The following is a 12,910-nucleotide window of genomic DNA, read 5'->3' on the forward strand; positions in this document are numbered from 1 at the left end:
CTAGCAGGGAGTTGGCGGTGACGGGAAGAGACCCCATATCGTGCGGCTGCGGCAGGTGTTGCGGGAAGGGCAAGGCGAATTCCGCCGAGGCGCCAAGATTTTCCACAGCGACCTTTATTTCGCCGCCAAAGCGAGTATATCACCCGGTTCCGCAATCTCTCTCAAAGAGTCCCGCGCGAAAGCGCCGAGGCCCGGTTTGTCGCCCTCCGACCGGTGCGAAGGCGCGCTCCTCCCCATAGGAGCCATACAATTCAGGTGTCCTGGGACCGCGAGGCCCGAGGGTGGACGCCGAAACCGATTGTCACGGGTCGCCGTCCGGCGAGCCGTGGCTGCTGCATTTAAAGCGGCCTGCCCGGGCCGCATTGGGAAGACAGAATGGCCAAGTCCAAAGCGGAACTCACCGTCAGCGGTCAGTTCCTCACCGCCACCTCGTTCACCGGCAAGAAGCGCATCCGTCACTCCTTCGGTCGTATTCCGGAAGCGGTGCAGATGCCGAACCTGATCGAGGTTCAGCGCGCGTCGTACGAGCAGTTCCTTCAGCGCGAGGGCCGTCCGGGCCTGCGCACCGATGAAGGCATCGAGGCGGTCTTCAAGTCGGTCTTCCCGATCAAGGACTTCAACGAACGCGCCATCCTGGAATACGTCTCGTACGAGTTCGAAGAGCCCAAGTACGACGTCGAGGAGTGCATCCAGCGCGACATGACGTACGCCGCGCCGCTGAAGGTGAAGCTGCGCCTGATCGTGTTCGAGATGGACGAAGAGACCGGCGCGCGCTCGGTCAAGGACATCAAGGAGCAGGACGTCTACATGGGCGACATCCCGCTCATGACGGACAAGGGCACCTTCATCGTCAACGGGACCGAGCGGGTGATCGTGTCCCAGATGCACCGTTCGCCGGGCGTCTTCTTCGACCACGACAAGGGCAAGACGCACAGCTCGGGCAAGCTGCTGTTCGCCGCCCGCGTGATTCCGTACCGCGGTTCGTGGCTCGACTTCGAGTTCGACGCCAAGGACATCGTCTACGTCCGCATCGACCGCCGCCGGAAGCTGCCGGCCTCGACCTTCCTGATGGCCCTGGGCATGGACGGCGAGGAGATCCTCAAGACCTTCTACGACACCGTGCCCTACGAGAAGCGCGGCGAAGGCTGGGTCACGCCCTACAAGGCCGAGCGCTGGCGCGGCGTGAAGCCGGAGTTCGACCTGGTCGACGCCGACACCGGTGAAGTCATCGCCGCCGCCGGCACCAAGATCAGCGCCCGTCAGGCCAAGAAGCTGGGCGAGACCACGACCTCGCTGTCGCTGGCCGCCGACGCCCTGCTGACCCGCTATCTGGCCGCCGACGCCGTCAACTACGAGACCGGCGAGATCTACGCCGAGGCCGGCGACGAGCTGGACCAGGCCACGATCGAACTGCTGGAAAGCTACGGCTTCACCACCATCGACGTGCTGGACATCGACCACGTCACGGTCGGCGCCTACATGCGCAACACCCTGCGCATCGACAAGAACACCGGCCGCGAGGACGCGCTGTTCGACGTCTATCGCGTGATGCGCCCGGGCGAGCCGCCGACCCCGGAGGCCGCCGAAGCCATGTTCCAGTCGCTGTTCTTCGACAGCGAGCGCTACGACCTGTCGGCCGTCGGCCGGGTCAAGATGAACATGCGCCTGGAAAGCCCGGAGGTCTCGGACGAGATCCGCGTCCTGCGCAAGGAAGACGTGCTGAAGGTCCTGCAGATCCTGGTCGGCCTGAAGGACGGCCAGGGCGAGATCGACGACATCGACAACCTGGGCAACCGCCGCGTCCGCTCGGTGGGCGAGCTGCTGGAAAACCAGTACCGCGTCGGCCTGCTGCGCATGGAACGCGCCATCAAGGAGCGCATGAGCTCGGTCGATATCGACACGGTCATGCCGCACGACCTGATCAACGCCAAGCCGGCCGCGGCCGCGGTGCGTGAATTCTTCGGCTCGTCGCAGCTGTCGCAGTTCATGGACCAGACGAACCCGCTGTCCGAGATCACCCACAAGCGCCGCCTTTCGGCGCTTGGCCCGGGCGGTCTGACGCGTGAGCGCGCGGGCTTCGAAGTCCGCGACGTGCACCCGACCCACTACGGCCGGATCTGCCCGATCGAAACGCCGGAAGGCCCGAACATCGGCCTGATCAACTCGCTGGCCACCCACGCCCGCGTGAACAAGTACGGCTTCATCGAGAGCCCGTACCGCCGCGTGAAGGACGGCCAGGCTCAGGACGAGGTGGTCTACATCTCGGCCATGGAAGAGGCGAAATACACGATCGCCCAGGCCAACATCGAGCTGAAGGACGGCCAGATCGTCGAGGACCTGGTCCCCGGCCGGATCAACGGTGAATCCCAGCTGCTGATCAAGGCCGACGTGGACATGATGGACGTGTCGCCGAAACAGGTCGTTTCGGTCGCCGCCGCCCTGATCCCGTTCCTGGAAAACGACGACGCCAACCGCGCCCTGATGGGTGCGAACATGCAGCGTCAGGCCGTGCCGCTGGTGCAGTCGGACGCGCCGCTGGTCGGCACCGGCATGGAAGCGGTCGTGGCCGTGGACTCCGGCGCCGTCGTGGTCGCCCGTCGTGACGGCGTCGTCGAGCAGATCGACGGCACCCGCATCGTCGTGCGCGCCACCGGCGACCTGGAAGCCGGTCGTTCGGGCGTCGACATCTACCGCCTGTCCAAGTTCCAGCGTTCCAACCAGTCGACCTGCATCAACCAGCGCCCGATCGTGCGCGTGGGCGATGAAGTGAAGACCGGCGACGTGATCGCCGACGGCCCGTCGACGGACCTGGGCGAACTGGCCCTGGGCCGGAACGCGCTCGTCGCCTTCATGCCGTGGAACGGCTACAACTTCGAGGACTCGATCCTGATCTCGGAGCGCATCGTGCGCGACGACATCTTCACGTCGATCCACATCGACGAGTTCGAGGTGATGGCCCGCGACACCAAGCTGGGTCCGGAAGAAATCACCCGCGACATCCCGAACGTCGGCGAGGAAGCCCTGCGCAACCTCGACGAAGCGGGCATCGTGGCCATCGGCGCCGAAGTCCAGCCGGGCGACATCCTGGTCGGCAAGGTGACGCCGAAGGGCGAGAGCCCGATGACTCCGGAAGAGAAGCTGCTGCGCGCCATCTTCGGCGAGAAGGCTTCGGACGTCCGCGACACCAGCCTGCGCCTGCCGCCCGGCGTCGCCGGCACGATCGTCGACGTGCGCGTCTTCAACCGCCACGGCGTCGACAAGGACGAGCGCGCCATGGCGATCGAACGCGCCGAGATCGAACGTCTGGGCAAGGACCGCGACGACGAGCTCAAGATCCTTGAGCGCAACGTGTACGGTCGCCTGCAGCCCCTGCTGCTGGGCAAGACCGCCGTCTCGGGTCCGAAGGGCCTGGGCCGCGGCGAGATCACGGACGCCAAGCTCGGTGAGCTGTCCAAGGGCCTGTGGTGGCAGATCGCTCTCGACGACGAGAAGACGATGGGCGAGCTGGAGGCCATGAAGAAGCAGTTCGAGGACGCCCGTAAGGCCCTCGACCGCCGCTTCGAGGACAAGGTCGAGAAGCTGCAACGCGGCGACGAACTGCCCCCGGGCGTGATGAAGATGGTCAAGGTCTTCGTGGCCGTGAAGCGCAAGCTTCAGCCCGGCGACAAGATGGCCGGCCGTCACGGCAACAAGGGCGTCATCTCCAAGATCCTGCCGATCGAGGACATGCCGCACCTGGAAGACGGCACCTCGGTGGACGTCGTTCTGAACCCGCTGGGCGTGCCGTCGCGCATGAACATCGGCCAGATCTTCGAAACCCACCTGGGCTGGGCCGCCGCCGGTCTCGGCAAGCAGATCCAGGGCCTTCTGGAAGCCTGGCAACAGGGCGGCCAGAAGCAGGCGCTGATCGACCACCTGAGCAGCATCTACGGACCGGACACCCCCCTGCCGCAAGGCGAGGACGACCTGGTCGAGCTGGCCCGCAACCTGTCCAAGGGCGTTCCGTTCGCGACCCCGGTCTTCGACGGCGCGCACATCTCGGACATCGAGGACCTGCTGGAGAAGGCGGGCCTGGACCGCACCGGCCAGTCGATCGTCTATGACGGTCAGACCGGCGAGCAGTTCAAGCGTCCGGTCACGGTCGGCTACATCTACATGCTGAAGCTGCACCACCTGGTCGACGACAAGATCCACGCCCGCTCCATCGGCCCTTACTCGCTCGTCACCCAGCAACCGCTGGGCGGCAAGGCGCAGTTCGGCGGCCAGCGCTTCGGCGAAATGGAAGTGTGGGCGCTGGAAGCCTACGGCGCGGCCTACACCCTGCAGGAAATGCTGACGGTGAAGTCCGACGACGTGGCCGGCCGGACCAAGGTCTACGAGGCGATCGTCCGCGGCGACGACAGCTTCGAGGCGGGCATCCCCGAGTCGTTCAACGTGCTCGTGAAGGAAATGCGCTCGCTGGGCCTGAACGTGGAGCTGGAGAACAGCTGACCGACCGAATGATCCCTCTCCGCGCAAGCGGGGAGGGACGGTCTCTCGCTCTCTCCACCTGAATGAATTTAGGCGGCTCTGCCGCAGAAGGAATAAAGATGAACCAGGAAGTCCTGAACATCTTCAACCCGGTCCCGGTCACCCCGACCTTCGACCAGATCCGGATCGCCCTGGCCTCGCCCGAGAAGATCCGCTCGTGGTCGTTCGGCGAGATCAAGAAGCCGGAAACCATCAACTATCGCACGTTCAAGCCCGAGCGTGACGGCCTGTTCTGCGCCCGTATCTTTGGCCCGACCAAGGACTACGAATGCCTGTGCGGCAAGTACAAGCGCATGAAGTACAAGGGCATCATCTGCGAGAAGTGCGGTGTTGAAGTCACCCTGGCCCGCGTCCGCCGCGAGCGCATGGGCCACATCGAACTGGCCTCGCCGGTCGCCCACATCTGGTTCCTGAAGTCGCTGCCGTCGCGCATCTCGCTGATGCTGGACATGGCGCTGAAGGACGTGGAACGCGTCCTGTACTTCGAGAACTACATCGTCACCGAGCCGGGCCTGACCCCGCTGAAGCAGAACCAACTGCTGACGGAAGACGAGTTCTACCGCTACCAGGAAGAGTTCGGCGATGACGGCTTCACCGCCGAGATCGGCGCCGAGGCCGTGCGCAACCTGCTGATGGGCATCGACCTGCACCAGGAAGCCGAGAAGCACCGCGGCGAACTGGCCGACAGCCCCTCGGAAATGAAGGCCAAGAAGGCCTCCAAGCGCCTGAAGCTGATCGAGGCCTTCCTCGAGAGCGGCAACAAGCCTGAGTGGATGATCCTGACGGTCGTGCCGGTCATCCCGCCGGAACTGCGTCCGCTGGTGCCGCTGGACGGCGGCCGCTTCGCGACCTCCGACCTGAACGACCTGTATCGCCGGGTCATCAACCGGAACAACCGCCTGAAGCGCCTGATCGAGCTGCGCGCGCCGGACATCATCATCCGCAACGAAAAGCGGATGCTGCAGGAATCCGTCGACGCCCTGTTCGACAACGGCCGCCGCGGCCGCGTGATCACGGGCGCCAACAAGCGTCCGCTGAAGTCGCTGGCCGACATGCTGAAGGGCAAGCAGGGCCGCTTCCGCCAGAACCTTCTGGGCAAGCGCGTCGACTACTCGGGCCGTTCGGTCATCACCGTGGGTCCCGAGCTGAAGCTGCACGAGTGCGGCCTGCCCAAGAAGATGGCGCTGGAGCTGTTCAAGCCGTTCATCTACGCGCGCCTGGACGCCAAGGGCCTGTCGGGCACCGTCAAGCAGTCCAAGCGCATGGTCGAGCGCGAGCAGCCGCAGGTCTGGGATATCCTGGACGAGGTCATCCGTGAGCACCCGGTCCTGCTGAACCGCGCGCCGACGCTTCACCGTCTGGGCATCCAGGCGTTTGAGCCCAAGCTGATCGAGGGCAAGGCCATCCGCCTGCACCCGCTGGTGTGTACCGCGTTCAACGCCGACTTCGACGGTGACCAGATGGCCGTGCACGTCCCGCTGAGCCTCGAGGCCCAGCTGGAAGCGCGCGTCCTGATGATGTCGACGAACAACATCCTGTCGCCCGCCAACGGCAAGCCGATCATCGTGCCGTCGCAGGACATCGTCCTGGGCCTGTACTACCTGTCGCTGGTCAAGGAAGGCGAAGTCGGCGAAGGCAAGCTGTTCGCCAACATGGGTGAGATCGACGCCGCGCTCGACGCCAAGGTCGTGACGCTGCACACCAAGATCAAAGCCCGCTGGACCGAGATGAACGCCGCCGGCGAAGTCGTGACCAAGGTCATCGACACGACCCCGGGCCGGATGAAGCTGGGCGCGCTGCTGCCGCACAACGCCAACATCGGCTACCGTCTGCTTGAGAAGAACCTGACCAAGAAGGAAATCGGCAACCTGATCGATCAGGTCTACCGTCACTGTGGTCAGAAGGCGACGGTCATCTTCGCCGACCAGATGATGCAGCTGGGCTTCCGCGAAGCGGCCAAGGCCGGCATTTCGTTCGGCAAGGACGACATCGTCATTCCGGCCGCCAAGGCCGGTCTGGTCGCCGACACCCGCACCCAGGTGGAAGAGTACGAGCAGCAATACGCTGACGGCCTCATCACCAAGGGCGAGAAGTACAACAAGGTCGTCGACGCCTGGGCCAAGGCCACGGACAAGATCGCCGACGCGATGATGGGCGAGATCGCCCAGCCTCGCGTGCTGATCAAGGGTCAGAACCCCGACATCAACTCGGTGTTCATGATGGCCAACTCCGGCGCCCGTGGTTCGCAGGCGCAGATGAAGCAGCTGGGCGGCATGCGCGGCCTGATGGCCAAGCCGTCGGGCGAGATCATCGAGACCCCGATTATCTCGAACTTCAAGGAAGGCCTGACCGTCCTTGAATACTTCAACTCCACCCACGGCGCCCGTAAGGGTCTGGCCGACACCGCGCTGAAGACCGCCAACTCCGGCTATCTGACGCGCCGTCTGGTCGACGTGGCGCAGGACTCGATCGTCACCGAGGACGATTGCGGCTCGACGCGGGGCATCACCCTGCGCGCCGTGGTCGAAGGCGGCGACGTGCTGGTCTCGCTGGGTCAACGCGTCCTGGGCCGTTACGCGGCCGAGGACATCAAGGAGCCGGGCGGCGACACCGTCCTGTTCCCGGCGGACACCTACCTGCAGGAAGAAGAAGTCGAGGTCATCGACAAGGCCGGCGTGCAGTCGATCAAGGTCCGTTCGGCCCTGACCTGCGAAGCCGAAGCCGGCATCTGCGCCTTCTGCTACGGCCGTGACCTGGCGCGCGGCACCAACGTCAACATCGGCGAAGCGGTCGGCGTTATCGCCGCCCAGTCGATCGGCGAGCCCGGCACCCAGCTGACGATGCGGACCTTCCACATCGGCGGTACGGCCCAGGTGGCGGAAACCTCGTTCTACGAGGCGACCAACCCCGGCGCCGCCCGGATCAACGGCCCGACCGTCAAGGCCGCGCACGGCGATCTGGTGGCCATGAGCCGCAACGTCACGATCACCATCGTGGTCGACGGCAAGGACCGCGAGACCCACAAGGTCCCGTACGGCGCCCGCATCCGCGTCAAGGAAGGCGGCGATGTCGCCAAGAGCCAACGTCTGGCGGAGTGGGATCCCTACACCACCCCGATCCTGACGGAAGTCGCCGGTACGGTGCGCTTCGAGGACCTGGTCGAAGGCCTCTCCGTCAAGGAAGAGACCGACGAAGCGACGGGCATCGCCCAGCGCGTCGTCAGCGACTGGCGCGCCTCGCCCCGCGGTTCGGACCTGCGTCCGGCCATGGGCGTGACCAACGGCGACGCCTACGCCAAGCTGGCCTCGGGCTCCGACGCCCGTTACCTGCTGCCGGTGGGCGCGGTTCTGTCCGTGAACAATGGTGACGAGGTCAAGCCGGGCGAGATCATCGCCCGCGTCCCGACCGAAGGCGCCAAGACCCGCGACATCACCGGCGGTCTGCCGCGCGTGGCCGAACTGTTCGAAGCCCGCCGTCCGAAGGACTGCGCCGTCATCGCCGAGATGGATGGCCGCGTTGAGTTCGGTCGCGACTACAAGAACAAGCGCCGCATCAAGATCACCCCGGAGCCGGATGCCGACGGCAACCAGGGCGAAGCGGTCGAGTTCCTGATCCCGAAGGGCAAGCACATCTCCGTCCACGACGGCGATCTGATCCAGAAGGGCGACTACATCATCGACGGCAACCCGGATCCGCACGATCTGCTGCGCATCCAGGGCGTCGAGGCGCTGGCCGAGTATCTGGTGAACGAAGTGCAGGAGGTCTACCGACTGCAGGGCGTGCCGATCAACGACAAGCACATCGAGGTCATCGTCCGTCAGATGCTGCAGAAGGTGGAAGTGCTGGATTCGGGTGAAACCACCCTGATCCGCGGCGACACCGTCGAAGTGGCCGAAGCCGTTCTGGAGAACCAGAAGGTCGAGAAGCGCGGCGGCCGTCTGGCCACCACGCAGCCGGTCCTGCTGGGCATCACCAAGGCGTCGCTGCAGACCCGCAGCTTCATCTCGGCGGCCTCGTTCCAGGAAACGACGCGCGTGCTGACCGACGCTTCGGTCAACGGCAAGCGCGACACCCTGGAAGGCCTGAAGGAAAACGTCATCGTCGGCCGCCTGATCCCGGCCGGTACGGGCGCCTACCTGCGGGCCCTGCAGAAGATCGCCAACGAGCGTGACGCTGAACTGACCCAGGCCCGCGAGGACTCGGTCGAGCCGCTGCCGGCCGACCTGGCCCTGGAGCTGGAACAGTCGGAAGGCTGATCCGGGTCACGGACCTGAAAGACTGAAACGGGGGCGGTTCCGGCGACGGAGCCGCCCCTTTTCAATTGGCCGACCGTCGCTATTGCGCGCGGGGCCGCGCGGATAACATAAGCCTCGGATGAGCCGCGAGACCGCCCCGCCGCGAGAGTCCGTTCGACCATTGTCCCTTCGCTGGGCGGCGGCGGGGGTCTGTCTGGTCGTGGCCGCCTATACGACGGTGTTCCTGGTCGTCGGCGTCGGCGGGGTTCCAGAGGCGCTGGCGGGGGCGATCGCCAACGCCGTCCCCGTGGTCCTGCTGGGACTGGCGGCGCGCGAGCTGATCATCCGCCATCTGCTGGGCCGGTCGCCCGTGAGGACCGCGGTGGGGCACGCGGTCCTGGCCGCGGCGTTCGTCCTGCTGGCCTACTGGCTGCTGCTGGTCCTTCTGGGTCTGGTCAACGGCGTGTCGGCGACCGAGTTCGACGTGCGTCCCTTCGATCCCCGGGCGATGGCCTGGCAGTCGCTGCAGAACCTGACGACCTATGGCCTGATCGCCGCCCTGACCCATCTGGACGCGCGGCCGGTCGCGGCGCCCGCCGTTCTGGTCGAGGCGGGGCAGGCGGAGGCTGAACCGAACAGCCTGTCGCGATACTTCATCCGCAGCGGCGACGACCTGCGGCCGATCGAGGTGGCGGGCATCGTCAGCATCGCCGGCGCCGACGACTATGCGGAGGTGAAGACGACCGGCGGCCGCCATCTGGTGCGAATGACCCTGGCGGAGTTCGAGGCGGCCCTGGACGTCGACCGTTTCGCCCGGGTTCACCGGTCGCACATCGTCAATCTGGACCGCATCGCCCGGGCCGAGCCGGCGGGCAATGGACGCCTGCTGCTGCACATGGAGGACGGGGATTTGATCCAGACCAGCCGCGCGGGTTCGAAGCGCGTGCGCGACCGCGTCCTCTAGCCGAAACCAGCCGTCGGTTCACCGACGCCGGATGTCGAACGACCGCATTCCGCCCCGCTCCGTCACGGCGACGCTATCCCGGCATGGAGCTGGAGGTGTCCCCGATGATCCGTTTTCTGTCGCCCGGTCTGGTGCTGACGTTGGCCCTGTATGTCTGGCCCTCGGGTGTTCTCGCCCAGGCGCCGACACCCGACGCGCGCTTCGCCGTCGCCGCCGGTCGCATTCTTGAGCGTTCCGCCGACAGCGCGCCGACGGGCCAGCGCTTGAGACTGCTGCTGGCCGCCGGACGCTATGCCGAGGCCGAGGCGATGGCGGTGATGCTGGCCAACCAGCTTCGCCCGCGGCAGCCCGGGAGCGCCGCGGCCCTGACGCCGCTGCGCATCTACGCCCGGGCGCGGGCCTATGAAGGGGAGGGGGCCGGTAAAGACGCGGCTCTCGGCCGGGCGTTCGCGGAACTGTACGCCGTGCTGCCGGACCGGGAGATGGCGGCGGTGCTGCCGTATTACGGCGCGAACCTTGAGCAGATGCGCGAGCGGGCGACGCAGACCGCCGCAGCCTGCGCGGGGGTCGCCCTGACGGAGTGCGAGACCGGCGCCGACGCGGTGTCGGCCCGGGCGTCCCTGGAGGCCTGGAGCTATCTGATCCCGGCGTCCGAAGCGCTGATCCGCGCCGACGCCGAACGCCGCTTCATCGTCGATGACACGCTTCTGGTTCCGACCGCCGACGGGGTCGAGATCGCGGTCCTGCTGGTGCGGCTCCGGACGGCGCCTGCGGAGCGGCTGACGACCCTGATGAGCTTCACCATCTACAATCGCGACGACTGGAGCTTCGCGGACGCCGTCCAGATGGCGTCCAGGGGCTATGCGGGCGCGGTGGCCTATTCGCGCGGGAAGGGCCGGAGCACCGGCGACCCGGTTCCCTATCTGCACGACGGCGCCGATGCGGCGGCCGTGATCGATTGGTTGGCCGCGAAGGACTGGAGCGACGGCCGGGTCGGGATGTTCAGCGGCAGCTACAACGCCTTCACCCAGTGGGCGGCCCTGAAGCATCGGCCCAAGGCGTTGCGCGCCATCGCCACCAACGCCTCCAACGCCCCCGGGATCGATACGCCGATGCAGGGCGGGATCTTCCAGAGCTTCATGTACCCTTGGCCCCTGTATGCGGCGAGCGGATCGGCGCTGGACGAGACCACCTACGGCGACACTGAGCGTTGGGCGCGGTTGAACCGGGAATGGTTCCTGAGCGGGCGGCCCTATCGCGACCTGCCGAGGATCGACGGGCGAGCCAATCCGATCTTCGCCTCGTGGCTGGATCATCCGGACTACGACGCCTTCTGGCAGGCGATGATCCCGCAGGGGGCGGAGTTCGCCGACATCGACATCCCGGTCTACGTCCAGACCGGCTATTTCGACGGCGGCATGGTCGGGGCGCTGCACTATTTCCGGGAGCATCTGCGCTATCGACCCGGCGCGGACCACCGCCTGATCGTCGGTCCCTATCACCACACCGCCCAGCAGTCGGGGGTCCTGGCGTCGATCAACGGCTATGATCTGGACCGCAGCGCCCTGGTCGATCTGACGGAGATCCGGATGCAGTGGTTCGACCACGTGTTCCGGGGCGCGCCCCTGCCCGAAGCCCTGAGCGATCGGGTGAATTTCCAAGTCATGGGCGCCGACCTCTGGCGTCATGTTCCGACGCTGGAGGCGATGGCTCCGGATCGCCTGCGGCTGTTCCTGGGCGCGGCGGCCGAGGCGGGCGGCGCGTACGTCCTGTCCCCGACGGCCCCGGCCGCTGACGCGGCGATCGATCTGACAGTGGACCTGGCCGACCGCAGCGGCCTGGACGCCGAGGTTCCGCCCGACCGGCTGGTCACGACGGGCGCCCTGCTGTTTGAGACCGAGCCGTTTGCGCAGGGCCTGGAGATCGCGGGCGCTTTCCGTGGGCGGTTGGAGATCGTCACCAACAAGCGCGACGTGGATCTGGAGGTGACCCTGTTCGAACACCGCGCGGACGGCGGCTATTTCAGACTGAGCTCATGGATGAGCCGCGCCAGCTATGTGGGCGACCGGCGGGTCCGCCGCCTTCTGACGCCGGGCGAGCCTCGCAGTCTGGCGTTCGAAAGCGAAACGGTCGCCGGAATCCGGCTGGCTCCGGGCAGTCGGATCGTCGCCTTGGTCGGGGTTCCGTTCCGGCCTGACGTCCAGATCAACTACGGGACGGGCCGCGACGTCAGCGACGAATCGATCGCCGACGCGGGGGACCCGCTGACGGTCCGGTTCCTGCCGGGCGGCTATCTGGAGCTGGGAACCCGGACCGGGCCGTAACGGGGGCGATCCTAGTCCCTTGGGGCAGATGAGCCGGGGGTCAGAGACCCGCCGCCCGGACGGGGGCCGTCGCGGCGGGTGCGGATGTTCTGGGTCGAATCCGGCTGGAACGACGGATCCAGATGCGCGCCCGCCACGCCCATGCCGAAGTTGGAGCCGGGGCCGTCCTGCACGCCCACCACGCCGGTCCCGCCGGCCAGAGGGCGGCGGCGGGCCTCGTACTGCGCCAGGGCCCGCGCGCCCTCGCGGGCGAACTGGGCGTCGCGTTCGGGATTGCCGGTGCCCTCGATCGGAGGCGCGGCGGCGGCCCGTTCGCCGAAGCGCTCCTCGCAGACGGCGCGCTCTTCGCGGCTCAATAGCTGAGGGCTGACGCAGCCCGGCCCCCGCGTGCGCAGGCCGCGCCCGACCCGGTCGCTCAGGGTGTCGGGCCGCACCTGCCAGGCGTCGGCGCCCGCCGGCGGCGCGGGCGCGCCGGGAACGGGGGCGGCGAGGCGGGGCGCGGGCGTCGACGGGCGGTCCTCGTCCTCGTCCCGGTCGCGCTGGAAGGGCAGGCGGAAGCCGAGGACCGAGCGCTGGGCCCCCACCGGCGTGACCGGATCGACCGGCTGGGCCGACGGCGGCTCGGGCGTCGGACGCGGCCGCGGCCGTTCGTTCTCCAGGAGGGGGCGGGGCTCGATCTCGACGTAGAGAATGGTCGGCTGGGGCGGAAGCTCACGGGTGTGCTCGTCCAGCACCGTCACGGCCAGCGCGCCCAGAACAAGGACGTGAGCGACCACGGAGGCGCCGACCAGCACCGGCTTGCGCCAGCGGTTCCTGTCGGAAGACCTTGTCCGCGTCGGCGCCGCCATTCGTCCTCC

The 12,910-nt window shown here is 67.1% G+C and carries 5 protein-coding genes; 4 read left to right on the forward strand and 1 reads right to left on the reverse strand.

The genetic code is table 11. The annotated features are described in order from the left end of the window. Positions 1-375: 375 nt before the first annotated feature. The 4 genes from rpoB (at position 376) to AC1RRF_RS02925 (ending at position 12,053) form a co-directional block, all read left to right on the forward strand. On the forward strand, positions 376-4,491 hold the full coding sequence (rpoB, locus tag AC1RRF_RS02910; RefSeq protein ID WP_492832642.1) for a DNA-directed RNA polymerase subunit beta: 4,116 nt from the start codon (positions 376-378) through the stop codon (positions 4,489-4,491). 98 nt (positions 4,492-4,589) lie between these two features. After that, positions 4,590-8,786, forward strand: a complete 4,197-nt coding sequence (rpoC, locus tag AC1RRF_RS02915) for a DNA-directed RNA polymerase subunit beta' (protein ID WP_492832644.1) — start codon at positions 4,590-4,592, stop codon at positions 8,784-8,786. 160 nt (positions 8,787-8,946) lie between these two features. Then, positions 8,947-9,729, forward strand: coding sequence for a LytTR family DNA-binding domain-containing protein (locus tag AC1RRF_RS02920; RefSeq protein ID WP_492832646.1), 783 nt, complete (start codon positions 8,947-8,949; stop codon positions 9,727-9,729). 104 nt (positions 9,730-9,833) lie between these two features. Further along, a complete protein-coding gene (locus AC1RRF_RS02925) occupies positions 9,834-12,053 on the forward strand; it encodes a CocE/NonD family hydrolase (RefSeq protein ID WP_492832648.1) in 2,220 nt (739 codons plus the stop codon). A gap of 11 nt (positions 12,054-12,064) precedes the next feature. On the opposite strand, the gene AC1RRF_RS02930 is transcribed toward AC1RRF_RS02925, so the two are convergent. Then, positions 12,065-12,901 carry a hypothetical protein gene (locus AC1RRF_RS02930; RefSeq protein ID WP_492832650.1) on the reverse strand — a complete coding sequence of 279 codons (837 nt, stop codon included), beginning with the start codon at positions 12,899-12,901 and terminating at the stop codon, positions 12,065-12,067. Positions 12,902-12,910 lie beyond the last annotated feature (9 nt).

It is taken from the genome of Brevundimonas sp. GW821-FHT12C05 (assembly GCF_058807475.1).